The sequence below is a fragment of the Rothia sp. P6271 genome, assembly GCF_048512995.1.
In the GTDB taxonomy this organism is placed as follows: Bacteria; Actinomycetota; Actinomycetes; order Actinomycetales; family Micrococcaceae; genus Rothia.
Window position 1 is genome coordinate 280,387 of sequence record NZ_JBLXXV010000001.1, and the last position, 26,134, is coordinate 306,520.

Genomic DNA, 26,134 nt, shown 5'->3' on the forward strand with positions numbered 1-26,134 from the left:
ATTACCGTACTCACCAAGAAAGGCGCAAATATTTTCACACTATATTGAGGTGTTCTGCGCCACTACTCTTAATATTTTTTACCTTGACCACGGTTTTTTCTAAAACCACGGTCATCGCCAAAGCGCTTAGAACCAGAATCACGGTCACGGCGGTTGTATCCGCCACGGTCTGAACGGTTACGGTCACCATAACCGCCGCGGTCGCCACCGCGGTCACGGCGGTTGTATCCGCCACCTTCACGGTTTCCTCCGCCAAAGCGTCCACCGCCACTACGTGGTCCGCGGTCTTTAGAGATATTAACGTATTCACCGTTAATTTGGGTGTCTTTGAGACGGTCGAAGAAATCGCGAGGAAGGTCTTCGGGCAACCCTACAACAGTGAAGTTCTTACGGATGTCGATAGAACCGATCTGTGAGCCTTTGATGCCGCCTTCGTTGGTCAAAGCGCCAACAATCATACCGGGGTTCACACGGTTGTTATGGCCAACCTGAAGCTTATAGTCAACCATTCCAGCTTCTGGTCCGCGGGGGCGACGTTCACGGCGGTCAGAACGCTCAGAACGCTCGTCGTCGAAACGGTCACGACGGCGGTTCTTCATCTCTGGGATTTCTTCCACAAAGAAGGGGCGACCTTCTTGCGCAATAACGGCTAAAGCAGCTGCAATTTCTAGAGCGTCAACGTCGTTTTCATTCTCGTATTTCGTGATGATTTCACGGAATAGTGAGAGGTCTTCAGTTTCGATGGTGTCAGTAATTTGTTGAGCGAAACGAGTCTTACGATTCTCGTTCACGTCATCAACTGATGGCATGTGCATCTGCTCAACTTTTTGACGAGTTGCCTTTTCAATCTGGCGCAACATGTATTTTTCACGAGGAGTCATGAACAAGATTGCTTCACCGTCACGACCGGCACGGCCAGTACGTCCAATACGGTGTACGTATGATTCAGTATCGTGAGGGATGTCGAAGTTGACGACCAAGGAGATACGTTCTACGTCAAGACCACGAGCAGCAACGTCGGTTGCCACAAGAATATCTACACGCCCGTCACGCAAAGAATCAACGGTACGTTCACGGAGTTGTTGAGGGATGTCGCCGTTGATAGCAGCAGCTTGGTATCCGCGAGCCTTAAGTTTTTCGGCGAGTTCTTCGGTCTCTTTTTTGGTACGAACGAACACGATGACGCCGTCATAGTTGCCCACTTCAAGAACTCGGGTCATTGCTTCAAGCTTGTGCGAGTGCATGACCTGAATGAAACGCTGGCGAATATTAGAAGCGGTAGAAGTTTTAGACTTTACGCGAATTTCGGCAGGATCGTTGAGGTATTGATCAGCAATTTTGCGAATGGTCTTCGGCATGGTTGCAGAAAATAGTGCAACTTGCTTGGAGCTAGGAGTCTGGGCAAGGATTTCTTCGACGTCTTCAGCGAATCCCATGCGGAGCATTTCATCGGCTTCATCCAATACGAGGTATTGAAGGTCAGAGAGATCTAGTGAGCCTTTTTTCAAGTGGTCGATAACGCGACCGGGTGTGCCAACGACGACCTGTGCGCCACGGCGTAGACCGTTAAGCTGGGGACCGTAAGGAGAACCGCCGTAGATGGGGAGGACGGTGAAATCGTCCATGTGGGTGGCGTAGGAGGTGAAGGATTCAGCAACCTGTAGGGCGAGTTCACGGGTGGGGGCAAGAACAAGCACCTGGGTTGCTTTAGAAACACCGTTGATGTCAGAAAGTTCTGCAAGGCGGGACAACGCTGGAACAGCGAAAGCCGCAGTTTTACCGGTACCGGTCTGTGCTAGACCAACAACGTCGCGTCCTTCAAGGAGCAAAGGAATGGTTTGTTCTTGGATGGGGGAAGGCTTTTCGTAGCCAACTTTTTCTAGAGCTGCCAAGACACGTGCGTCAAGACCGAGGTCAGTAAATTTGATGCCTTCGTCTTCTGCGGTGTTTTTCTCGGTAGTTTCTTCAACGAGGTTTTCGGTGGTGTGTGTGGGCTCGATGAACTCTAGTTCTGCTTTAACAGCAGAGTTATTTTCTGTCAATTTTTCCTACTTCAAAGTGGGGTCGGTTGCACCCAATTTTTAGGGTGCAGGTAACCGGGACTCCCTGCTCGCGTAGTTGGGTGCGCCATCTACTATTCGGCGCTACCTTATATCCTCCGCGGTGAAAATAATTCCAGCGGAAACGTGAACTCCATGAAAACTCATAATGAGATAACGGACGGAGTGTTTTAAAAGGTTTGCGCGTATAAAAGCGAGCTGTTTCTCTCAGGCTGACAACATGATAGTTGTTAGCCAGTTTCTGATTAAGCGCCTGTTTTCAGTCGGTCGGCGCGCGCATCTGTGTTTATGGGAAACCGGTAATGTACGTTGTTTACCTTACCGTATAAAACGAAGTTTTAGGGAATCGGGTGACAGAACCGACACTAAAAGCAGTTTATGCCCCGACTCTCTCGAGTACATAAATTGTGCCAAACCGCTGATATTCGCGATAGTTTCCACCAAAATATTTTCGTGCATAATGTGCAGGATCTTTGGGGGCAGATTTTCCCCATCCTCCCCCAGCACGGTCAATGACAACGTATTGAGGATGGGCGTTATGTGTCTTATCTCCAATCCAGAAAACTTGGTGTTCGGGCACGAGATATGTCAAAAGAGATAAATCAGAAGCTACGGAGCTATGGGCCGGAATAGATTCTAATGCTTGTTGTTTTTCATACTCTTCAACGCTCAACGAAGATGATAGGAAGCCGGTGTGGGTGATTTTCCATAATGGTTGGTAAGGGAAAGAAACAATAACGATAAGAAACGCCAACCATAAAAAGCTTGTACGAGTTAGCTCTTGAGCACGTTGAGTCGATAGAGCAAAAAGGTGTTGAGCTTTAGCGCTGAGATAACGTAACGGTGCAAAACGGTGCATCGACAAAAGTCCGTCCAGCAGGGCCATAAACACAATGGGCATAAGGACCAAAGAATAATGCCAGGTTGGCGCCCAATACGATTCATGCGGTGATAGAAAACGCCAGAGTATTGTCGGTAACGCGATAAGCGCCAAGGGGGAAAGGACCCATAGAAAAACTCCAGAGAAGAGTAACAACACCAGAGTCAGAGTTTTTTGCCAGGGGTAGAACAGCAGTCCGAAAGATTGTAAAGGATCCGAGAGTATTTCAGAGAGGTTGAGTTTATCTGAGTAGTCGAATACTCCTCCACTGTTGTAGGCGGGCAGGATGACGAGGACAGAAAGTAGCGACCACATAATTCCCCAGAACAGTAGCAGTACAGCATGCAACGAACCATCGTGACGATTAATGGTACGTGTTGCATGAAGCATACGTTGTGGTACCGGCGGGGCCGAGGATGCAGAGGGAAATAGTCTTTGGTGGATGGAAGTTATGGTTCCAGCACGAATAGCAATAACGAGGGCAATCGTAGCAACTGTGATACCGAGGTCTTCTTTGACGAAAGCTATCGGCATCGCCCAGTAGCAGGCTCGTTTGAGGTTTTTTACTGATTCTGAGGTCTTTTGGCTTAGGACGATGTTCCCTAAAGAGGCACAGAGAAAAGGCAGGGCAAAAGCCACTTCGTGGAATTGTACTGATACCGCATTTTGCACGCCGAAGCTTAGCCCGTAGGCGATAGTTAGCGTGATGGCTCCGATAGGAGGAATCACCTGTTGGGCGTAACGGCAGAGGAGATAAGCAGAATACGCTACTAAAGCGTTCTGCACGTAAAGGAGTGTTGCTGGAGATGGAAAGAGCGCGTAGAGGGGTCCAAGAATTATCAAGATGGGGTGAAAGTGGTCTCCCCAGAGGTTAAACCCTGATCCTTTGATGTCTACGATAGGTGGAAAATGTAGTTGCGAATATTCTTGCGCTAGTTGAGAGAAGATTCCTAAGTCCCATGAGGGGGTGTGGTAGTGCACATATTGAAAATAGGAGTACAGGCTATAGAACGCGAAAAGGGCGAACGCAAGAGTCCATGCAGTGAGTCGAGACGTAGATATGAATGACAGCAAAGATTGATGAGGCTGTTCTTGAGCAGATTGTGAGTCTGAGGTCTTTGCCGTGGCTGTCATGGGGTGTTGTTCTCTCCAAGGTGTTGCGTGCTCTTATGCGGTAAAGGATCTTGAGCAAACATGTACAGAATGTAGGATAACTTTTTCGCCGAAGTTTTCGTGCGCTTTAGAGGGTAGTAGATATAAAAATTAGGGGTGGGTTAATCCGCTAGAAGAGCAGTGGATTAACTCACCCCTATAGTGTCTTAGGTTAGACACCGAGTATGGTGGTGTACCTCCGTTTAGGAGTTTTCTTCTGCTTCTTGTTGCTGGGCAACTTGTTGGTGAACTTCTTCCATATCTAGTTCGCGTACGGCTTGAATAACTTGTTCAAGTTGTTTTGCGTTAAGTGCGCCAGGCTGAGAGAAGACGAGTACACCTTCACGGAATGCCATGAGTGTGGGGATGGACGAGATACTCGCTGCTGCTGCTAGTTCTTGTTGTTCTTCGGTGTTGATTTTTCCGAAGGTAATATCGGGGTGTTTTTCGGAGGCTTCCTCAAACACGGGAGAAAATTGTTGGCAAGGACCGCACCATTCTGCCCAAAAGTCCAGAAGCATGATGTCGCTTGACTGTACTTTTTCGGTGAGGTTTTCTTGATTTATTTCTATAGTAGCCATAGTTGTCACCCTACCTGCAGATGTTTATCTAGCACAATACGGTTTCACTCTCAAAGAATATCTGAGTGAGCGTAGTGCAGAAAATAGAGGCATAAGCAGCTCTTTATTATCTCAAGAGATGAGATATCGGCTTATAGACACAAGAAAACCCACCTCCTAGGAGGTGGGTTTTAGCTTGTGGCAGATGAGGGATTCGAACCCCCGTAGGCAGTGCCAGCTGATTTACAGTCAGCCCCCTTTGGCCGCTCGGGTAATCTGCCAGAATCATTATTTCTAATGACTGGTATTCGCATGAGCGAACGTGACTACACTACCGGATATTTGGTGAAAACAAAAACTGAAACAGCATTTTGTGACAAAAGTTACTAAATTCCAGTGTGGAGCTAGACAGTCTGAGCCATCAGCTCTTGTTCTTGCAACAACCTCATCTCAAAGTTTTCTAGATACGCATAGGCTTGTTCCTCAGTGCACATTTGCCCCCGAATCTCCCGAATAAGGTTCTGTTTCACACCCTCAAAACGTTCCACAAGATACTCGCTTTCGAGAGTTTCTCCTAAGGTCTCAAGAGACTCATAGAAACAAGGTTCTACAGCCGAAAGGCTCTTAACTGATTCATCAGATGATGGGTCGACACCATGGTGCTCTGAGATATCTGAGCTCACGTCCTTGTGAGTATTCAAAACATCACATTGAGCAAGAGTGTCACCACGACGATTTTTTGTCATAGCTCTATCATCGCTGTTTAAGGTGAACACTAGCTGACAGTTAGGTCACATATTCATAACAATTTTTTTGGTATACCACCAGCAGAAACAGAGCAAAACATGTACCGTTATCTATAACAGCCGATGCAATATTTCTCGTTGCTTTTATCTAGAGCAGGAGAATCGCATCTTCATACATCTAAAGGAGTATTTCTTATGGCAAGCGAATCATCGTTTGACGTTGTTTCTAAAGTCGACAAGCAAGAAGTATCTAACGCATTGAATCAAGCTCAAAAAGAAGTCTCACAGCGTTATGATTTCCGAGGAGTAGGCGCCGATATTAACTTCTCTGGAGAAAAAATCCTCATCAAAGCAAACTCCGAAGAACGTGCCCTAGCTGTACTCGACGTTTTCCAGTCAAAACTTGTCAAACGCGGCATTTCTTTGAAGTCTCTTGACGCCGGTGACCCATACGCTTCTGGCAAAGAGTTCCGTATTGAGTGTTCTATTAAAGAGGGCATTGCCCAAGACCAAGCTAAAAAGATTTCTAAGCTCATTCGCGAAGAAGGTGCTAAGGGAGTTAAGGCAACCATCCAAGGCGATGAACTACGAGTTTCGTCTAAATCACGCGATGATCTTCAAGATGTTATTGCGTTGCTCAAAGGTGCAGATTTGGAGGTTGACCTTCAATTCGTTAACTACCGATAACAGATTAAAGGTTCGAACCATTTAATATGGTTTTGTTTGATACACCAAAATAGTGGTGGCACAGCAATTTTGCTGTGCCACCACTATTTTCATGAGGTTTTATACCAAATATTTTATAGCTGCCCCATACTACGAGCCTGCGCTTCAAGGCGAGCAATACGATCTTTCATCGGAGGATGTGTTGCCATAAGTCGCTGTAAATCAGCTCCTCGGAACGGCTGAGCAATCATCATTGACGCGGTGTTGACCACTTTAGGGTTTTCGGCAGACATAGGGTATCGGCTTACCCCATGTTCTAATTTATGCAAAGCAGAAGCTAACGCAAGAGGGTCTCCAGTAAGTCGAGCGCCGTCTTCGTCGGCATCGTATTCGCGGGTACGGCTAATGGACATCTGAATCACACCAGTAGCGATAGGAGCTAAGAACGATAACAATAATGCGACGAGCATATTTTGCCCGCGACCTTCGCGATCTCCTCCCCCAAACATTCCGGCAAAGCCAAGATATTGAGCAATAGACGTAATAACAGAGGCAATAGCAGCAGCGACAGAGCTTGTCAGAATGTCACGGTTATACACGTGCATTAGCTCGTGTCCGAGGACACCACGCATTTCTCGCTCGTCCAGAAGCTGCAAAATACCTTCAGTGCAGCAAACCGCCGCGTTCTGGGGGTTGCGTCCTGTCGCAAAAGCGTTAGGAGTCATCGTCGGGGCAACGTATAGAACGGGCATAGGCTGACCTGCTCGTGTAGAGAGCTCTTCAACAATTTTGTAAAGCCCTGGAACTTGTTCACGGGTTACGGGGTAGGCATTCATTGAGCGGATAGCGACAGAGGCAGAGTTCCAATAGGTGTACATCACACTACCGACGCTCATCAGTGCAAATATCCAGATAAACGCACTATTATTCATCATCGATGAGAGAAGATAACCGACAAAGAGTAGGAACCCTACCATTGACCCCATAAGGACAGAGGTTTTGAGTCCATTGTGATGACTATGCATGTTCTTCAATTCCTTGTAGTCTTCTTTTCTTCAAAGAATATATGGAAATCCTGAATATTTTATTGATTTTTCTCAAAAGATGGCGGTGTTCCCTGCAAGCGCAAGAGAACACCGCCATCTGATTAAGACGTTAAATTCTTGAGCCGACGCTCGTTCCGTTATCGATACAAGAGATTGATTCAATCTCACGGACGTTATAGAACGCAGCAAGGACGTAATAGGTGTATTCGGAATTTAGGACGGCAGAAGGCATCCATACGATATCTGTATAAATGTTTTCTTCTGGGTCGCCGAATACTGTGTAGTTTAGAACGCATTGAACGTTTGTTGGAACGTCAGTTCTTCCAAAGTCATCCCACGGAATGCTACGACTCCATTGCCTGTATTCTTCAGTGTTGTACCATCCTGGAACAAAGGTTTCTTCACCTTCATCTTCGCCTATTTCAGGCTGAGGGTTTTCTTCAGGTGTTCCGGTATCTTCACTGATAGGTTCGGGAATAAGACCATAATACGGAGGCGGTACGGTGTCATCTGGTTGTGTCGGGGTGTCATTATCTTCGTTGTCATCCCAGAAACTGTCGCCTGCTTCGGGGCGCCAGTAGCCCTCAGCTTCACCGTCTGTTCCGTTATCACCTTCATCTGGTGTGCCAGGTTCTGTTGGGTCGACTGGTTGTGTTGGGTCAGCTGGTTGTGTTGGGTCGGCCGGTTCTGTTGGGTCGGCCGGTTGTGTTGGGTCGACTGGTTGTGTCGGGTCGGCCGGTTGTGTCGGGTCGGCCGGTTGTGTCGGGTCGGCCGGTTGTGTCGGGTCAGCTGGTTGTGTCGGGTCAGCTGGTTGTGTCGGGTCAGCTGGTTGTGTCGGGTCAGCTGGTTGTGTCGGGTCGGCCGGTTGTGTCGGGTCGACTGGTTGTGTCGGGTCGACTGGTTGTGTCGGGTCGACTGGTTGTGTCGGGTCGACTGGTTCTGTTGGGTCGGCCGGTTGTGTCGGGTCAGCTGGTTGTGTCGGGTCGACTGGTTCTGTTGGGTCGGCCGGCATCATAGGATCTGATACCCCGCCACTTCTAGCAGAGCGAACAGCCCACTCATCATTACCAGCGACAGTACCTGATTCATCAGCATCCTGAGAATCTGCCGGAGTAGGAAGGACTACCTCCTCACTACGGTCTCCTCCAACAGGAGAAGGAACATTATCCTCCAAAGCAGGCTCAACAGAATGCGGTTGAAGAGTACCTGCCATTTCAGTAGTGTCTACAGTTTTAGGCTCCGAAACAGGAGAAGCGGTAGAAACAACCTCCGGTACCTTCTTGACCGGCTCACGAGGAGCTTCGGAAACAGCAGAAGAGCTCCCCCCACTACGAACTGAAATAACAGGAGCTGAATTATCGACAAAAACAGATGGCTCATCGTCTTGTTTCTGCACAGGAGCAGGCGCTTCAATCACGGGGAGTTCAACAACTCGCGGAGTCGGTGGGGTCTGCACAGCTTCCTGAACAGAGGCAGATTTTTGAGGTGTAGATGGTGCCGATACTGGTTGAGATATTGTTGCGGTACTAGCAGGAGCAGCATCAGATGTTTTTTGCTCAGTATTTGGAGACGGCGTTGAACCCCCAGCAGAAGAGGGCGATTCGTCGTTCTTTTCAGCGGAAGATTCGGGGGATGTTATTGGTTCTGCAGGTTTTGCTGGAGGTTCAGAAACATCGGGTATTGGTGTTGGTGCTGGAGCAGACGAAATTCCTTCAGCACTGATAACAGGCTCTTGAGAATCACGAGAAGTTGATTGGCTCGAGACAATAATGCCCCCACTAATCGCAACTGCGGCTACCGTTGCAGCAGCAACACCTGCCACAGCTTGCCCTTTGGTCCCCCACGTTTTAGGAGAGAGAAAGCTAAGAGTTCCAGCGCCGGAGGCTCCACTGCTATTGGCTACCGCAGCGGAGGTTCCCATAAGTCCAGCGCCGGCAGCCGTACCGCCGGCAGCAGCGGTAAAGGTTGGAGCGATAATCGCAAGACCATCGGTTCCCCAGACAGAGAGACCGGCGAGAACAGGGAAGACCCAGCTACGCATGGACTTGCTGACGTCAACAAGTGATAGATATTCACCAGTACAGTGAGAACAACCTTCAAGATGTAGGCGTAGAGCATCACTACGTTTTTGGGTTAATGAGCCGAGAACGTACGGGCTAATATGGCTTGAAAAACGTTTACAGTCTGGTGTTTGAGGAGTGTTTTGATGTGCACGTAGGAAGCCTTCTTTGAGGCTAGTTTTAGCGCGAAGAGATAGAGCAGAGACTGCGTTCGGGGACAGGTTCATCGCAGAAGCAATTTCTTGAGGTTTTTTTGCTTCGATTTCGGTTAACCATAAGACAGTCTGCCAGCGTTCCGGCAAAGAGGTGAAAGCAGAAATCACTTCGTCAGAATCATGGAGTTTAACGACGGTTTCGTCGAGGGTTCCCATAGCTTCAAGGTGTTCTTCTTCGCTAGGAATCTCACGTTGAGAGAGCAACCCGAATTCGCCAGCTAGGTGGGCGATAGTTGTGGCAAGGTAGCCTCCCATATAGGAGTGAGGTCCTTTTCCGCTCTCGAGTGCATGCAAGATCCGAGTAAAACTCTCAGAGACGATATCATCTACGCGGTGGGCATCTGAAGTATGTTTAAAAGCAATAGCTCTCGCCATGGGGTGATAACGATTATAGAGCTTGCTATAAGCTTCAACGTCTCCATCGCGAACGAGCGATAGAAGAAACTCGTCAGTTTCTTCTGGGTTGCTAAAAGTATGTTGCTTTTGCATGTTCAGTTTCCTGCATTTCAGTGCAGCGCAGACACGCCAAGTCTTGTTGCGCTGAGAACGATGGTTCTTTTCCACCACTTCTTTGAGGTATCTATTGGGGAAATAAACCGTATGTGAAGTTTCCACTTTAGATAAAGTATCTAGATTATACCTAAATATTACGGCAAATACAGCGTAAGTAACACAACCACCGGCAAGCGCATCACTCCCTAATGTGATGCTTAAGCTTGCCGGTGGCGTTTTACAGTGTTGATGAAGGAACTTTTCATAGTTCTCTCACCATATGAGTAGGTATTCCCTAAACTACATGCCCTACCATGCAGATACCTACTATTTGTTATGTGATAGACAATCTCGGTTCCCTAAAGATATTCCGACATTGCAGCCCTTTTCTTTTGCAAAGACTCTAGCTTGCGTGCAGCGTCTTTACTGTTTTCAGCAAAGTTTTAGCAAGTGGCTTCCCTAAGTTATTCCACTCTGAATCGATTCGTAACCGCCGGTGCGTACAGGCTCTGTGCCTGCTGCGATCCGAACATCGTTCTTTGCTGATTCAACGGTTTTTACGCCGTCACTTATTAAGAGCGGAAGAACGGCAAATCGTGACGCGAAAAAATAAAAAACTTTCCAAAAAAATTCTTCCCCACTAAAATAGTGCTTTTGGCTAGGCGTAATAGAGAAAAAAGTTTTTTGGATTTTCTTGTTTTCGGCGGAAAACTTCGCGCTGGAAAACTTTTTTCTCATTCTGCTATTATGAGTAAGTCATATCTGCTATTATGAAATAGTCAGAATAAAACACTCCGGTGGACCATGAAAGGTGACCTTATGCATCACACCATGCAGACCCTCGACAGAGAGTCACTCACACAAGCATGGACAGCAACGCTACGCACCAAAGGCCGTCGCGTCACAAAGCAACGCCTAGCGGTACTCGTAGCAGCACATAAGCACCCGCATGCTACCGCAGAAGATATTGTTGCAGCCGTCCGAGAAGAGCTACCAACTATCACTGTCCAGTCTGTATACGTCATCCTTGCAGACCTCGTCAGTATCAACATGCTCCGCAAATTCGAACCGCCTGGAACACCTGCACTCTACGAAACACGTACTGCAGACAATCACCACCACGCCTTCTGCATCCGATGCGGAAAAGTTCAAGATGTTGATTGCGCAATAGGTGCTTCCCCGTGCCTCACGCCCAGTGACCACCACGGGATGGCGTTAATCTCAGCAGACGTCCTCTACCAAGGAATCTGCCAAGACTGCCAAACAGAGCAAGAACGCTCCGTGGCACAAGAACAACAACGCCAAGCAGCAGAACTTCACACACACTAATCACACAACAGGAACAGAGAGGGCCTTCCCCACATATGGTCCTCTCAACACCTCACAAAAAATAAAGGAAGAAAAGTCATGACCGAAACCATCGGAACTTTTACCACCACAACCACAGGCACACCCGTCGCCTCCGACAACAACTCCCTCACCGTAGGCAACAACGGCCCGATCGTTCTTCACGATGCATACACCGTAGAAAAGCTCGCACAATTCAACCGCGAGCGCGTACCCGAACGTGTTGTCCACGCTAAAGGAACCGGCGCATACGGTGTTTTCAAAACAACTGAAGACGTCTCCGCATACACCCGTGCAGCACTCTTCCAGCCCGGCGTAGAAACCGAAACTCTCGTACGTTTCTCCACGGTTGCAGGAGAGCAAGGCTCACCTGATACCTGGCGTGACCCTCGCGGTTTTGCCGTTAAGTTCTACACCACTGAGGGTAACTACGACATCGTCGGCAACAACACCCCCATCTTCTTCATCCGTGACGCTATCAAGTTCCCAGATTTCATTCACTCTCAGAAGCGTCTACCCCAAACCGGTCTACGCGATAACGACATGCAGTGGGATTTCTGGTCACTTCGCACCGAATCAGCACACCAAGTCACATGGTTGATGGGCGACCGCGGTATCCCCAAGACCCTACGCCACATGGACGGGTTCGGCTCCCACACCTTCCAGTGGATTAACGCTGAAGGTGAACGCTTCTGGGTGAAGTACCACTTCAAGACCAACCAAGGCAACGACTTCCTCACTGCTCAAGAAGCAGAAGAACTCGCAGGTAAAGACGCTGACTACCACCGTCGTGACCTCTTCGAGTCTATTGACCGGGGCGAATTCCCTTCATGGACTTTGCATGTTCAGATCATGCCTTATGAAGATGCTAAGAACTACCGTTTCAACCCCTTCGACTTGACTAAGGTATGGCCACACTCTGACTACCCGCTGATTAAGGTTGGTACTCTTACTCTCAACCGCAACCCACAGAATTTCTTCGCTGAAATTGAGCAGGCTGCATTCTCCCCTTCAAACTTCGTTCCCGGTATCGCAGCATCTCCCGACAAGATGTTGCTCGGACGTATCTTCTCTTACCCAGATGCGCACCGTTACCGTGTTGGCACCAACTTTGCTCAGCTACCTGTTAACTCTGCAAAGGCGGCACCCGTCAATAACTATTCTCAAGATGGAACTATGCGTTACAGCTTCAACGATCCATCAGTACCTTCTTACGCGCCAAACAGCCTAGGTGGTCCTCACGCTGATGCTGAGCGTGCAGGCGAAGGTTCTTGGGAAGCAGATGGTGAGCTTGTTCGTGCGGCAGCATCCTTGCATGCAGAAGACGATGATTTCGGTCAGGCACGCTCTTTGTACGCTGTAACCATGAACGATGAGGAACGTGCACGTCTCGTTTCTAACATCGCTGGACACGTTGGCGCAGTTCGCAATGACGATATCCGCGAACGTGCGTTGAAGTACTGGGATTCTGTTCATGAGGAACTTGGAGCACGCGTTCGTGAAGCGATTGCTCAGATGAGCTAAGCTCGTGTACTCACCCTAACCGTTTAGGGTAAAAGGAGTGGCTGTCACAAGATGATTCCTTGTGACAGCCACTCCTTAGTTTAACTTGTAGTTTTGGTAGTTCTTGTTGACGTTAGATAGCTGTTTTTGTTTTCGCAACCAAGACGTTTGAGCATGCAGTAAGAGCCAAGGGCCTTGTCGTTGGCACAATCTATCGGCAGGCTAAACTTCTTCCGGTAATCTAGCCCTTGAGATGTCGAGGTTTATTTTCTCGTACGTATTCGTCGAGATTCTCAAAGCTCTGTGACGTAACTTCTGCCGTTCCCAGAACCTTCTTGAGAGATGCTGGTAGCCACCATGCTTTTTCACCCAGCAGATGCATTGTTGCGGGGATGAAGGTTGTGCGTACCAAGAATGCGTCCATTGCCACGCCAATAGCTAGAGCAAAACCGATAGGACGAACAACCGTCAGGTGAGAGAAGACGAAACCTGCGAATACAGAAATCATAATAATTCCGCAAGCCGTAACAACTTTGCCGCCTTGAGTGTAACCAACTTTGACAGCTTCACGAGCGGTGAAGCCCTCACGATAAGCGTCTCTCATTCCTGAAACAATAAAAATTTGGTAGTCCACAGAGAGCCCAAAAAGTACGCCCACCAGAAGAATCGGTAAAAAGGCAAGAATTGGCCCAGGATGTGTAACACCGAAAAGCATTCCAAGCCAGCCCCATTGGTAGACCAACACGACTGCCCCAAAAGCAGCCAAGGTAGACATTAAAAATCCGACGGTTGCCATTAGCGGTATGAGTAAGGATTTAAACACTACCGTCATGATGATCAGACACAATAACAAGACAACTGTCAGATATAGGGGTACTGCCTGAGAAATACGATCAGATATTTCGATGTTGGCAACGGTCTGCCCGCTTAAACCGATTTGTGTTCGAGTCAGGTTCTCTACCTGTGGTAAATCCTTATGTAGCTGATGAACTGTTGAGACTGTTTGTTCATCGGCAGGGCCAGTTTCAGGAGTCAATGCCACTACGACAACTGAAGAGTCTTTACTAATGGCTGATACTGCTGCGGAGCGAATACCAGATATTTTGAGGTGTTCGGCAACGTCAACGCCAATAGCATGAGCACCAGCCGCATCTGTGCCTACAGGCGTTGTTGCCACAGCATAGATTCTTCCATTTGCGCCAGGGCCAAAAGTGTCAGCAATTTTTTCGTAGCTTCGGTATGCGGTGCTATCTTGACTCTGATATGAGCCGTCCGGCAGCCCAAGGCGCAACGTCCCCATGGGAATAATAGCTAGAGCAAGCAGAGTCAATGATAAGACGGTCATCATAACAGGGTGTCGAGTCACGAATGCGCCCCATCCGCGCTCAGCTTTCACGAGTTTTTCTTCTTTATTATCGTGAGGCTGGCCCTGCCCTAAGGTCTTTTGTTGTTGTGCAGAGAGAATACGCACACCAACAAGAGCTAACAGTGCGGGGGTAAGAGTAATTGCTACCAGTACGGTAACGCCTACGGTAAAAGCACCAGCTAGCCCCATAATGCTCAAGAAAGGGATACCTGTCAGGCTCAACGCAGATAGAGCAACGATATTCGTTGCACCAGCAAATACGACGGAATGCCCAGCGGTCATATTAGCTTTAACAGCTGAAATGATGAGTGTGTTTCCTTCAGTGAGGAATTCTCGATGTCGATGAATGATCAACAATGCGTAGTCGATACCAACACCTAGCCCGAGCATTAACGCGAGAACGGGGTCTGTTGAGGTCATGGGGATGATGAGTGTGCTGGCAAAGACTAGTAGCACTCCAACACCACAACCTACTAGCGCAATGAGAACAGGAAGACCAGCAGCAATAACAGACGCTAAGGTGGCGAGTAGGACAATAGCAGCAACAACTAAGCCAATAGTTTCTGAGGCACCAAAGACCCCAGAGACGTCTTGTGCTAGTTCGTTGCTGTAGTCGACATCAATTCCATAGTTTTCTAGGGTGTTGAAGATGTCGAAGATTTTTTGACGTTGTTTGCTAGAGAGCGCTTGGACGTCTTCGGTAAAGGTGAGGGTGATAAGTGCAATATTGCCTTCTTTGGAGAGAACTCGTTCGCCGTTGGCAAGGTTGAGTTCTCGTTGAGCTTCAGCAAGTTTTTGTTCTTCTGTTTTGATACGGTCACGGCTTTGTTCTAGCTGTTGCTGCTGTTGAGCAAGCTCAGGGGCATTTTGTGTCACCCATTCGGGTGATGAGTCAGGAAGCTGTGAGAGCGCTCCGGCAAGGGCTTGTTGTCCTTGTGCTAGTTCTTCTTTAGCGTGTGTGAGCTGTTGTGTGCCTTGGGCTAGTAGTTCAGCGCCATCGTCTAAACTTTCTTGCTGTTCGAAGGGGTTTGAGGCTGAAGCGACTTCAGGGAGGTCTGTTACTTCAAGAGAGAGTTGGCGAATCTTCCGACGTTCTTGATAATCAATGGGTTTGCCGTCGCGTCGAGAGAGCACGATAGAAGCAGAGCTGGTGCCAGCTTCTGGTATTGCATGGTGAAGTTTTTCGTTAACTTTTTCGAATGTGGCACCGGGGATAGCGTAGTTACTTTGAGCGCCTTGAGAGAAAGTCGCCGCAAAAATACCGGCCACACCTAAGATGAGCACCCAAACAATGATAACTAGTTTTGAGTGGCGAAAACATGTTATGCCTAGCCACCTTAGTATACTTTCCACAAACCGCCCCTAATAGTTTTTAACTGCCATTTTTTGGCCTAGCATGATGGTATATGTTTTTGTCCCCAAAAGAGCGGTATCACGCGCTAATTACTGATATGTTGAGCCGAACGTACAATCTCGAGCAACTCTTGAATCTGAGACATCGGCAACGTAGCTGACGGACTCAACGCGTTAATACGAACACCATCAGCACCCAGAGATTGAGCAAATTCCAAAACCTCCATCGCAGGAGCAGAACGCACCTGTAATTGAGGGTCGACTGAAGCCACCTCCGCAGCCGAGGTAAATACCAACATTGTCTGAGGTTCTTGCCCTTCAGGAACAGGAACGAAGAGAGGGGCTTCTTCTCCGGCTCTTACCCCCATCAAAAGGACAGAGCTGGGTGCGGTGAGCGCCGCCAATAGACGTTGCATATCACCATCTAACAGAGCACTTTTGACGTGAATGTTGTGAGGAGTACTCAGTACCCACGCAACCTGTGGTTTCTCAATAAATGTCTCGTGTTCAGTGCCCGGATCAATCACAACCACATCACAGGTTTTATCAGCTAAAAAGTCAAGATATACCTTGAAAGCGTGTTCTCGAAGAATCTCGGGCTCAGAAGAGGATTCAGTGAAGTGAGTATGGAATTCCTTAACATATTTAGAGCTGGAATAAAGGCATAAAGCACGCATATCGTTTGCAAGGCGTAGCACACGATAACGGATTGTAGAACGTGGCCCTATTTTCTGTGACCCAGCAGGAACAAAAGTTGAGTCACTAATATCTAGCAGGAAGTCCCCGCCTAAAGATGCGCGGAGGACGTTGACCACAATAGCGTCGCTACGTTCTTTGCCTCGAACTTGAGACAGAGCTTCGCTCAGGTAAGGGTTAGGAACCTCACAAGAGTCCGTGTTGGGTTCGTGGTCTCTTTTAAGTCGTCCTGATAAGCGCAATTGTGCCCATTGTGGAATCTGGCTTGCGTGCCGAGGGAAGTGTTCGAGGTGATATCGCACGTCTTGGCGAGACATGCGCCCCTCCCCCTCCCAGTCTTGAGGCTCATCTTGACGATTATAGGCCGCCCCTATCTGATAGTCAGGTTCGGGCCAGTTCTCTGCAGTCACAATAACGGTGGCAGTAAACCATGTACCTTCGTGTTCATCATAGGCAGCGTGTTGCAGGTTCTCAATTTCAGGGATAACGATGGAGCCTTCTTTAATGGGCCCAACACTGCCGACGTAATCTTGTTCGTCACGAGTTTCTGTAATACGAGCAAAGATGGTTCCGCTCAAGGGTTTGAGTTCAAAGACAAGTTCATTCCACCCTGGCTCAGTTTTAACCGTGTTCAGAAGCCAGCTACCAATACGGGTGAGAGCTTCTTGAACTTTCGCAGGGCGTTCTTCTCTGCGAAAACGAGGTGTGTTCGTCATAGGTGGTCTTTCTTGCTCAGTGCGCAGGTGATACCGATAGGGGAAGTTCGTATTCCTTGCCTTTAAAGTTTCTCTATCTCATTTATTAAAGCAATGTTTTGAGTAGTTTTTCTCTTTTTGACGGAATCTACTCATTGTTGAGTCTTCATAAGATTTTTAAAATGGGGACAATTCCCCTCATAATGGAGTGTTCTTGCGTACTCTTTCAGCATGGGGCGGTGGTGGTGATACCCCGTAGGTGTTTATCCATATATGTCAGATATTCTTCATAATTGTGTTTCTCTTTCTAAAAAATGATGAAAACACTGGTTCTTGCAGAGATAAATACCAAAAATAGGGGCTCAGTAGACACAATTTTTGCTAGCCTTAAGCACATGACTAAAACACTGCAGGATTTGATTGACGAATCAATCTTTATTTCCACCGAATACCAGGCACGCCTAGCCGAGCTCAGTGGCGGATCTGAGTGGTCTGTGGACTTTTCAGCACCGTCTTTCACCCTCCAGTCTGATAGCTCGGTCAAACTCACACCATATCTTTTAGGAACTGAATCAGAAAACCGCGGTTCTTGGATTTGGTCATGGCAAGAACTGGGACATTTCCCCGATTCTGTAGTTTCGGCAGCTATTCAGGCACGAGAGTCGGGAGCGCAGCACTCTATAGGTGAGCTGACCACAGATGAACTTCCACTCGCTGACGGCATTGCACGCCAAGTAACTCTTGCTGCCAAGGCCCTCACCGGTATCTACGCACACTACCCCGTCACCGCTGGTGCAGGTGTTAAGGCGTGGATTCTTCTCGATGGTGATGCTTTAGAGCTCGAAGCGCCAACGATTAACCGTATGGGACGAGTCATGGCTCAAGCTCTCCAAACAAATACCGCTGTTAATCATCAGCGTGCCGTAGACTCCTATGCTCGTCTACGCGGTGCTCATATCGCGTGGGATACCGAGGCTACCGCTGTCATCACCACCACCGATGGGGCGCTCCGCCTCTGGTTTGACGGCCAAAAAATCTCAGGTATTGAAGCAGCTGAGCCAGTTGTCGATTCTGCAGAGCTTAACCGTTGCGCAGCTCAAGCAATTGCATTACGTGAACAGGCTGCAGCAGAACGCCAAGAAGTTGAGCGTATTGCCGCTTCTGAAGCAGCTGCTCAAATTGCTGCTCGTGAAGCAGAACAGCAACAAGCGGTTCAAGAACAAGCAGAACGCGAGGCTCAAGAACAGCTGGCACAGTCCACTCAGACACAAGAAGTTCCTCAAAACCTTGAAGAATCTTCTGAGCAGGTTGTTGAAGAAACTCTCGAAGAGGTGGAAGGCGTTGTCACTACTGACCGCGTTTACCCTCATACCGAGAAGCCTTACGACCAAGATCCGAAAGAGGACGCTCAGCCTGGTCGCGTTACAACTTCTGCAATTGCAGAAGAAGAAATTATCAGCGACGTAGAAGAAGAACGTCCTGTGGCAGCAGAACCTATCGACGATAACGATGCTGACACCGCAGAGCATGAAGAACGTCCAAGTGCATTCCGTGTTGCAGGTTCTGCTCCAGACCTTGAAGAAGAACAACACGAAGAAGCACGTCGTCCACGACGTAAAGAACAGCAGGAGAAAAAAGGTTTCTTCTCTCGTTTCTTCGGGCTCTAGTCTTTTTCTTCTTTGTACAGTACCCCCGGCTCATATTTATGAGTCGGGGGAACTTTTTCCCCGTTTCTATTCACCCTCTTTTATAGAAATACGCACCTTTTATGTCTTCTCCTTCGATGCAGCAGGTTTCCTCTGCTTCTCATACTTCAAGAACTCGTTCTGGTTTAGTCTCTGCAATTAGTGCATATCTTATCTGGGGTACGTTTCCGCTGTACTTCGCATTGACATTGCCAGCTACCCCCTACGAGATTGTTTCAATCCGTGTTATTTTTTCTTTGCTTTTATGCGCGGTCATTCTATGTTTTATACCGCGCGGGTACCAGAAATTTTGGCAGGTTCTTAGTAACCCTAAAACGCTTCTTGTGCTTTCTATTGCTGCGGTGTTGATTGGTGCCAATTGGTTGTTCTACGTTATTGCCACGACCACCGGACATACGCTGGATGCTTCTCTGGGGTATTTTATTAATCCGCTGGTTAACGTTCTTCTAGGGGTGTTCTTTTTACAGGAGAGGTTGCGTTTACTTCAATGGGTTGCAGTGGCTATCGCAGCTGTTGCAGTGCTGGTGATGAGTGTACTTTATGGGCAGATTCCGTGGTTGGGGTTGGGCCTTGCTTTTAGTTTTGCGTTCTATGGTCTTGTCAAAAATAAGTTGGGTGGGAAAGTTCCACCTATTGCAGCATTTACTGTTGAAACGTTAGCTTTAGCTCCCGTAGCTGTTGTGGTGTTATCTGTTCTATGGAAGCAACATCATTTGACGTTATTTTCAGAAGGTATTACTCACTTTTGGGTTCTTGCCGCTTCAGGTGTTTTGACGACGCTGCCCCTTTTGCTCTTTGCTGATGCTGCATCAAAACTGCCGTTGAGTCTTGTTGGCATTATTCAGTATATGACTCCTACTATTCAGTTCTTCCTTGCAATTTTGGTATTTCATGAGCAGCTCACGGCAGAGCGCTGGATTGGTTTTATGTTGGTGTGGATCGCAGTTGCGTTGTTTACTGTTGACGCAATTCGGTATTCACGGGTGAGAAGGCGTGCTGTTCTTAAAGCTGCATAGAGAGTGTTAAAAGTGGCAGAAGCTGTGCGTATTTAGTGTTCTTTTGCTTGTCATAATGGTGTGGGTGGGCTCTCTGTAGAGAGCCCACCCACACCATTTAATGTGCGTTGAATTCGCGATGATAATTAGATGTTATCTTCTTCTTCCTCGGGGTGACGAGAGAGGTTAATTGCTGCGGCAACGAGTCCTCCCCAAATCATGAGGATTGAAGTTGTCATCATCATAACGGCGCTAGTTTCCATTATTTTAGGCCTCTTTCTGTGCGTTGGTACGGGTGGGGTCGACGTATTCGGTCATGACCGCACCACCACTAACAGGCTGAGCTGGTGGCTGTAGCGCAGCTCGTGAGCTATTCGACCAGGGCAGACGAGAGATAACGACAGCAACGACGACGAGCAAGATGGACATGACCCACCCGAAAGGAATCAGTAGTGAGTCGGGGTAGCCTTCGTAGGGGGTATTGATGAGTTTGATGACGGTAGTAATCAACGCGTATCCCAGCACTAGCGGGGTAATGACTGCTAGTAGTGCCATCCATAGTCCACCAACTTTGATAGAACCGTGTTGGTTGAGGTGGTCACGCAAAGTCGGCAATCCACGAACGAAGTAGGCGACCGTAACGATCGCGACAAGACCTGCAGCAAGAATGCCGAAAGTGTTGACGAAGTTATCGAGGATGTCGAGCACGTATAACGCGGAGGTTGTAGACATGAAGACGGTGGAGATGAGCGCAAGAGGCACGATAACTAATGCGGTAGCGTTGCGTCGAGCCATTCCGAATTTATCTTGAACACCAGCAACAATCACTTCCACAATGGAAATCATGGAGGTGAAACCGGCGAAAAGAAGCGAACCGAAGAATAGCAGTCCAATGATGGTTCCGCCAGGTGCTTGAGAGATGATGGTGGGGAAAGCAATAAATGCAAGTCCGATGCCTGATGTCGCTACCTCAGATACGGCAGTTCCTGCAGCATTTGCCATAAAACCTAATGCCGCGAATACGCCGATGCCGGCTAGAAGTTCAAAGCCAGAGTTTGAGAATCCCACAACAGCGCCAGAGCCGGTGAGGTCAGCTTTAGGTTTGAGGTAAGAAGAGTAGGTAATCATAATGCCGAAACCTACAGAGAGGGAGAAGAAAATCTGCCCGTATGCGGCAACCCATACTTGGGGGTCTGCCAATGCTGCCCAGTTCGGAGTGAAGAGTGCGTTAAGTCCTTGGAAAGCTCCTTCAAGGGTGAGAGAGTATGCGACAAGGACAACGAACATGATGATCAGTAGCGGGATGAAGAGAACGTTTGCTGCTCCGACACCTTTTTGAACGCCGAGGGACATCACCATCAGTAGAACAGCCCAAATGAGTGCTAAAGGAATGAGAATTCCTGGAACGAAGTCAAAGGATAGGGCGGGGTCTCCTACGTGGAGGAATTCTCCCGTAAAGAATGAGGCTGGGTCCTCTCCCCAACTGCTGTTGAGGGAGAAGAGCATATAGCGCAAAGACCATGCGAGAATAGCTGCATAGTAGATGGCGATGATGAAGTTGATACCCATATGCCACCAACCAATGAACTCGGTTTTGCGATTGAGTCGGCGGAAAGCGAGTGGGGAGGATGCGCGTCCGCGGTGGCCGATAGAGTAGTCGAAGAAGAGGAAGGGCAGACCCGCCGTAAGTAGTGCTACGAGGTATGGAATCATAAATGCGCCGCCGCCGTGATCGTAGGCGACGTAGGGGAAACGCCAAATATTGCCCAGTCCAACTGCTGAGCCGATAGCGGCGAAGATAAATACTTTTCGGCTAGAGAAACTTTCGCGTTTCTTTGGTGCCTTTGCGGTTGCTCCCATGGAGTAATCCTCAAGTCGTTGTGTCAATGTGTGTATGTGTGTTTTACGTGAGGTTGCCTGAAGATGACGCGCTTACGTAAAAAATTTACTCTTTACAATGCCAGATTTATTGTCAAAATAACGACAATCTACGGTATTTCTCATTATTTGAGACTTCAGGGGATGGTACACACCAAAGACTCCCCTCATCCGCGAATGAGAGGAGTCTGAGTATTAGAGGTTTGGTATTCGTTTAAGAATCACGGCGAACAACAGCGTGAGCGAAGGAGATGAGCGCTTCTTTTGCTGTCGAATCAGGTAAGGATTTAAGCACCTGAACAGCGTCGTCAGCCCATTGGCACGCGATGCTCCACGCTCGCGCCGTTACAGGATGAGCAGATAATGCTTGTACCGCCCGTTCTAAGGCTTCGTCACTCGAGAGATCTCCACGAATCATCTCAAGGATTTCTTGTGCTGAGCTGTCTTGACGTTCAGCTTCTTGCTCTAGAAGAATAGTCGGCAATGTGGGAACGCCTTCTCGCAGGTCTGTTCCTGGAGTTTTACCAGATTTTTTACCTTCGCCGGTAATGTCGAGTACGTCATCAGCTAGTTGGAAAGCTACACCGACAAGCTCTCCGTATCGTGCAAGAGTTTGAATGGTAGATTCTGGCGCTTCTGAGAGGATACCGCCATAAGAACCGGCGGCAGCGATGAGAGAACCAGTTTTACCCTCAATAACTTTGATGTAATGGCTGAGGATATCTTCATCTGGTTCGGGGCCTAAAGTCTCGAATAGTTGCCCAAGGACGAGGCGTTCAAAGGTTTGAGATTGAACAGACATGGGGCGAGAGCCAAGGTCGCTGACAATCAGAGAGGCACGGGAGAAGATGAGGTCTCCGGTGAGAATAGCTACAGAGTTACCCCAGATGTTTTGTGCAGTATCTACACCACGGCGTTTGGGTGCGTCGTCCATGACGTCGTCGTGGTAGAGGGTTGCAAGATGTGTGAGCTCAACGACGACTGCGGCATCAAGGACTTTGTCGTTGATTCCACCACCTGCGGCAGCTGCCAGTAGTGTCAGTAGGGGTCTGATGCGTTTTCCGCCGGCGTTAAGTAGGTGTCGCGAGGTGACATCTGCGATACGGGAGGTTTGTGTTACGGCTTTGGAGAGGCGTTGTTCGATTTCGCTGAGGGATTCGAGAATCTGAGGCCCGAGATTCTCATCTTGAGCGATGATGTCGAAGCCTTTAGGGAGGTTGTAGGAGATGTCATTGAATAGTTCGTTTACCATGCTAGGCTCACAGGTGTTCGTCTCAGGGGACTTATTTTGGTCTGTCACGGTAGATAGTCTCTTTTTTCTCACGGAGTGTTATTTCTCAATAGTAAAGCCTCGACCAGGTTTAAAACCACGGTGTATGGCCACGATGCCACCGCTGAGGTTGCGGTATTTTACGTTTTCCCATCCGGCTGTTACAAATTCTTGTGCTAGTTGGTCTTGTGTGGGCCATGCCAAGATGGATTCTGCAAGGTAGACGTAGGATTCTGGGTTAGATGAGATGACTCGCGCTACCGGCGGAATGGCTCGCATAATGTATTTTTGGTAGATGGTGCGGAATGGCTTCCACGTGGGTGTTGAGAATTCGAGGAGTACGATTCTGCCCCCGGGTTTGGTGACTCGGTAGAGTTCTTGTAGTGCACGCTGGTATTCGGCGACGTTGCGTAATCCGTATGACATGGTAACGGCGTCGAAGGATTCGTCGTCGAAGGGTAGTTGGGTGACGTCTGCTTGCATAAAGCAGATGTCGGGTCGGCGGCGACGTCCGACTGCGAGCATTCCTTCGGAGAGGTCTGCCGCGATGACTTCTGCACCGCGGTCGGCGAGGGGTTCAGAGGAAGTTCCGGTACCTGCTGCGATATCGAGTATTTTTTGTCCTGGTGCAACGTTGAGTGCAGCGACGGCTTGTTTTCGCCAGTAGATGTGTTGACCTAGGGATGCGATGCCGTTCATGAGGTCGTAGCGGTCGGCAACGTCATCGAACATTGCGGCAATATCTGCTGTTTTCTTATCAAGATCTGCTCGGTTCACATCTGCTATTGTTTCATGGTTTCGTTGAAAGCTCATCTCGGCACTCGTATGTTCTTGCTAAAGGGCTGAAAAACCTTATGATTACGTTATCCTCGACACACCCCTCACTATTGCATGTTTTTACACTACTATGCATATTTTTGCGCTAGGATGTTTAATACCGTTGAGCACACACCATGCATAACGCGTCAAACAACATAACCCGTCGCAAGGAACACACCATGAAAAAGACCCTCTCTAGCACAGCCGCCATCCTCACACTCAGTGCTCTAGCACTCACCGGATGCCAATCCACAAACTCAACTACTGCAGAAGGCAGCCCAAAGCTCATCACGAACGGCGAGCTCACGGTGTGCACCAACAGCCCCTACAAACCCTTTGAGTTCGAACAAGACGGAAAAATTGTTGGCTATGACATGGACATTGCACAAGCTATCGCCGACAAACTCAAACTTAAACTCAACATCTCCAACACCGGCTTTGAAGGACTCGACTCCGGAGTAGCTCTCTCTTCTGGACAATGTGACATCGCCATTTCCGGCATTACTAAAACCGAAGAACGAGCCACCAAAATGAGCTTCACCGAACCGTATCTCAACGATAATCTCGGCATTCTCGTACCTAAAGATTCAACAATCGCCAACGCCGACAACCTCAAAGATCAAAAAGTTGCAGTACAACAAGCAACCTCTGGAGAAAAATACGCTACAGAACATCACGCAGACACCGTCCAATACGAAGACGCAGCGCTGATGATTCAAGCTCTACAAACAGGTCAGGCACAAGCTGTCATCGCCAATATCTCCGTGATTTCTCAAGCACTCACCTCAGATGATTCCTTGAAACTTGCAGAAGAAATTAACACGCACGAAGAAATTGCTGCAGCGGTCGCCACCGATAACCAAAAACTTCTCGACGAAGCGAACAACGTTATCACCACCCTCAAAGAAGACGGCGAATTAGCAAAGCTTCAAGAAAAATGGCTCGGAGTCTCCACACAAAAGTAGCCCGCGAACCACACCATTTTCAGATTGGTGTGCTCACGCACCTCACTCTTACGCACGGGGAATAAAGGACATTCCATGGCATTGACCTTACGTCAAAAACAGACCTACAGCAGATACGCTCAATATGCAGCACTAGCAATCATTATCTTAGTGCTCGCTGCCCTAGCAGACTGGCATACCCTCTACAAACAGGTTTTCAACCCAACTGTTATCGCAGAGCAATTCCCATCGGTCATCACCATCGCGCTCAAAAATACTATTATTTATACGGCGTTAGGATTTAGCTTAGGACTGTCATTAGGTGTGGTCTTGGCCTTGATGAAAATATCATCTATCGCGCCCTACCGTTGGATAGCATCAATTTATATTGAACTTTTCCGCGGAATACCAGCACTATTAGTATTCCTCGCGTTCGGATACGGCATTCCCCTTGCATTCCACGTAAGGTTCAATAGCTATATCACTATCATGCTGGCGTTGGGTATTGTCTCTGCCGCATACATTGGCGAAGTGCTCAGAGCAGGGCTACAAGCAGTACCTAGTGGACAATATGAAGCAGCGCGCTCACTTGGAATGTCCCACCCCCGTGCAATGGTAACCATTATCATCCCTCAGGCCTTCCGCATCGTGCTACCACCGTTAACAAACGAAATTATCCTCCTGACCAAAGATTCTTCACTGGTCTATCTATTGGGGATGTCTATTTCCGAATACGAATTAGCCAAGTTTGGCAGAGAAGGGCTCTCCGCCGCAAATGCGGGGCTGACACCTCTTGTCGTAGCAGGGTTCTGCTATCTGCTCATTACTATTCCTTTAGGCTTCCTCGCCCGCTATTTTGAATCTCGTTTCAAGACCACCACACGACGCTAACTCGTATCGGAAAAATACTATGACGACTCAATACCCTGCATCCTCAGTTCATATTTCTAATCTGCATAAATCCTATGGTGCTGTAGAAGTGCTCAAAGGTATCAACCTCGACGTTCAGCCCGGAGAAGTCCTTTGTCTTATTGGACCTTCAGGCTCTGGTAAATCAACACTCCTACGGTGCGTCAACCTTCTCGAAACTCCTGAACAAGGAGAGATTGTTGTCGCCGGACATAATGTGTTAAGCCCAGATGTTGATATCAACGCGCTACGGCAAACGGTGGGGATGGTTTTTCAGCAATTCAACCTCTTTCCTCATCTGACAGTCCTTGAAAATTGCACTGTTGCACAACAAAAAGTTCTTAAACGAGACAAACAACAAGCCAAAGATATCACGCTTAAAAATCTTCAGAAAGTCGGTCTGGCAGATAAAGCACAGCGATACCCAGAACAGCTATCTGGCGGACAACAACAACGAGTGGCTATTGCTAGGGCGCTCTCGATGAACCCTCAGCTTATGCTTTTTGATGAGCCAACCTCAGCGCTAGACCCCGAAACAGTTGGTGAAGTACTCACCATCATGCGAGAACTTGCTGAAGAGGGTATGACCATGATTGTGGTAACCCACGAGATGGACTTTGCACGAGATGTAGCAGACCGCGTCATTTTTATGGATCAAGGCGTCGTTGTCGAAGAAGGTCCAGCTTCACAAGTCATTGGTTCCCCACAACAAGAGAGAACTCAAGACTTTTTATCTCGTGTTCTACACCCAACGCAGACTCGAGCTCAATAGTATT

Annotated in this window: 21 protein-coding genes and 1 tRNA gene; 8 read left to right on the plus strand and 14 right to left on the minus strand. The window is 48.4% G+C overall.

The window, feature by feature from the left end:
- Window positions 1–68 precede the first annotated feature (68 nt).
- From ACN08X_RS01270 to ACN08X_RS01290, 5 genes are all read right to left on the minus strand, one after another.
- Window positions 69–2,000, minus strand: coding sequence for a DEAD/DEAH box helicase (locus ACN08X_RS01270; protein WP_419107775.1), 1,932 nt, complete (start codon window positions 1,998–2,000; stop codon window positions 69–71).
- A 436-nt stretch (window positions 2,001–2,436) separates the two neighbouring features.
- Window positions 2,437–4,074 (minus strand): DUF2079 domain-containing protein, encoded by a 1,638-nt coding sequence (locus tag ACN08X_RS01275; RefSeq protein ID WP_419107677.1) that lies wholly within the window; start codon window positions 4,072–4,074, stop codon window positions 2,437–2,439.
- A 221-nt stretch (window positions 4,075–4,295) separates the two neighbouring features.
- Window positions 4,296–4,673, minus strand: coding sequence for a thioredoxin (gene trxA, locus ACN08X_RS01280; protein ID WP_419100922.1), 378 nt, complete (start codon window positions 4,671–4,673; stop codon window positions 4,296–4,298).
- A 178-nt stretch (window positions 4,674–4,851) separates the two neighbouring features.
- Window positions 4,852–4,933, minus strand: a tRNA-Tyr gene (locus ACN08X_RS01285).
- A 123-nt stretch (window positions 4,934–5,056) separates the two neighbouring features.
- Window positions 5,057–5,398 (minus strand): hypothetical protein, encoded by a 342-nt coding sequence (locus ACN08X_RS01290; RefSeq protein WP_419107678.1) that lies wholly within the window; start codon window positions 5,396–5,398, stop codon window positions 5,057–5,059.
- A 195-nt stretch (window positions 5,399–5,593) separates the two neighbouring features.
- Here ACN08X_RS01290 and ACN08X_RS01295 point away from each other — a divergent pair, with 195 nt between their 5' ends.
- Window positions 5,594–6,085: a YajQ family cyclic di-GMP-binding protein gene (locus ACN08X_RS01295; protein ID WP_419100924.1), complete on the plus strand. Its 492-nt coding sequence runs from the start codon at window positions 5,594–5,596 to the stop codon at window positions 6,083–6,085.
- A gap of 113 nt (window positions 6,086–6,198) precedes the next feature.
- Here ACN08X_RS01295 and htpX read toward each other — a convergent pair whose 3' ends face one another.
- The 3 genes from htpX to ACN08X_RS01310 all read right to left on the minus strand — a co-directional run bounded on the left by htpX (window position 6,199) and on the right by ACN08X_RS01310 (window position 10,615).
- Entirely contained in the window at window positions 6,199–7,089 is an 891-nt protein-coding gene (gene htpX, locus ACN08X_RS01300) for a zinc metalloprotease HtpX (protein WP_419107679.1), read from the minus strand.
- 130 nt (window positions 7,090–7,219) lie between these two features.
- On the minus strand, window positions 7,220–9,874 hold the full coding sequence (locus ACN08X_RS01305) for a sigma-70 family RNA polymerase sigma factor (RefSeq protein WP_419107680.1): 2,655 nt from the start codon (window positions 9,872–9,874) through the stop codon (window positions 7,220–7,222).
- A gap of 462 nt (window positions 9,875–10,336) precedes the next feature.
- A complete protein-coding gene (locus ACN08X_RS01310) occupies window positions 10,337–10,615 on the minus strand; it encodes a hypothetical protein (protein WP_419107681.1) in 279 nt (92 codons plus the stop codon).
- A gap of 81 nt (window positions 10,616–10,696) precedes the next feature.
- Here ACN08X_RS01310 and ACN08X_RS01315 point away from each other — a divergent pair, with 81 nt between their 5' ends.
- A complete protein-coding gene (locus tag ACN08X_RS01315; protein ID WP_419100927.1) occupies window positions 10,697–11,206 on the plus strand; it encodes a Fur family transcriptional regulator in 510 nt (169 codons plus the stop codon).
- Window positions 11,207–11,284: 78 nt separating this feature from the next.
- A complete protein-coding gene (locus ACN08X_RS01320) occupies window positions 11,285–12,748 on the plus strand; it encodes a catalase (RefSeq protein WP_419100928.1) in 1,464 nt (487 codons plus the stop codon).
- Between the two features lie 220 nt (window positions 12,749–12,968).
- On the opposite strand, the gene ACN08X_RS01325 is transcribed toward ACN08X_RS01320, so the two are convergent.
- Window positions 12,969–15,377 (minus strand): MMPL family transporter, encoded by a 2,409-nt coding sequence (locus ACN08X_RS01325; RefSeq protein ID WP_419107682.1) that lies wholly within the window; start codon window positions 15,375–15,377, stop codon window positions 12,969–12,971.
- A 155-nt stretch (window positions 15,378–15,532) separates the two neighbouring features.
- The gene (locus ACN08X_RS01330) at window positions 15,533–16,858 is read right to left on the minus strand and encodes an SseB family protein (RefSeq protein ID WP_419107683.1); all 1,326 of its coding nucleotides are present in this window, start codon (window positions 16,856–16,858) and stop codon (window positions 15,533–15,535) included.
- A gap of 374 nt (window positions 16,859–17,232) precedes the next feature.
- Between ACN08X_RS01330 and ACN08X_RS01335 the strand changes: the two genes are divergently transcribed.
- Entirely contained in the window at window positions 17,233–18,504 is a 1,272-nt protein-coding gene (locus tag ACN08X_RS01335; protein ID WP_419107684.1) for a DUF6882 domain-containing protein, read from the plus strand.
- A gap of 101 nt (window positions 18,505–18,605) precedes the next feature.
- The gene (gene rarD, locus ACN08X_RS01340) at window positions 18,606–19,559 is read left to right on the plus strand and encodes an EamA family transporter RarD (protein WP_419100932.1); all 954 of its coding nucleotides are present in this window, start codon (window positions 18,606–18,608) and stop codon (window positions 19,557–19,559) included.
- A gap of 125 nt (window positions 19,560–19,684) precedes the next feature.
- Here the strand turns inward: rarD and ACN08X_RS01345 are convergent, their stop codons facing one another.
- The 4 genes from ACN08X_RS01345 to ACN08X_RS01360 all read right to left on the minus strand — a co-directional run bounded on the left by ACN08X_RS01345 (window position 19,685) and on the right by ACN08X_RS01360 (window position 23,499).
- Complete coding sequence (locus tag ACN08X_RS01345; RefSeq protein WP_419100933.1) at window positions 19,685–19,801, minus strand: methionine/alanine import family NSS transporter small subunit; 117 nt, start codon at window positions 19,799–19,801, stop codon at window positions 19,685–19,687.
- A 4-nt stretch (window positions 19,802–19,805) separates the two neighbouring features.
- Window positions 19,806–21,398, minus strand: coding sequence for a sodium-dependent transporter (locus ACN08X_RS01350; protein ID WP_419107685.1), 1,593 nt, complete (start codon window positions 21,396–21,398; stop codon window positions 19,806–19,808).
- 232 nt (window positions 21,399–21,630) lie between these two features.
- Window positions 21,631–22,668, minus strand: coding sequence for a polyprenyl synthetase family protein (locus tag ACN08X_RS01355; RefSeq protein WP_419107776.1), 1,038 nt, complete (start codon window positions 22,666–22,668; stop codon window positions 21,631–21,633).
- 78 nt (window positions 22,669–22,746) lie between these two features.
- A complete protein-coding gene (locus ACN08X_RS01360) occupies window positions 22,747–23,499 on the minus strand; it encodes a demethylmenaquinone methyltransferase (protein ID WP_419107686.1) in 753 nt (250 codons plus the stop codon).
- A gap of 185 nt (window positions 23,500–23,684) precedes the next feature.
- Between ACN08X_RS01360 and ACN08X_RS01365 the strand changes: the two genes are divergently transcribed.
- The 3 genes from ACN08X_RS01365 to ACN08X_RS01375 all read left to right on the plus strand — a co-directional run bounded on the left by ACN08X_RS01365 (window position 23,685) and on the right by ACN08X_RS01375 (window position 26,130).
- Window positions 23,685–24,470: a transporter substrate-binding domain-containing protein gene (locus ACN08X_RS01365; RefSeq protein WP_419107687.1), complete on the plus strand. Its 786-nt coding sequence runs from the start codon at window positions 23,685–23,687 to the stop codon at window positions 24,468–24,470.
- 75 nt (window positions 24,471–24,545) lie between these two features.
- Window positions 24,546–25,340: an amino acid ABC transporter permease gene (locus ACN08X_RS01370; protein ID WP_419100937.1), complete on the plus strand. Its 795-nt coding sequence runs from the start codon at window positions 24,546–24,548 to the stop codon at window positions 25,338–25,340.
- 19 nt (window positions 25,341–25,359) lie between these two features.
- Window positions 25,360–26,130 carry an amino acid ABC transporter ATP-binding protein gene (locus tag ACN08X_RS01375; RefSeq protein ID WP_419107688.1) on the plus strand — a complete coding sequence of 257 codons (771 nt, stop codon included), beginning with the start codon at window positions 25,360–25,362 and terminating at the stop codon, window positions 26,128–26,130.
- The last annotated feature ends 4 nt before the right edge of the window (window positions 26,131–26,134 follow it).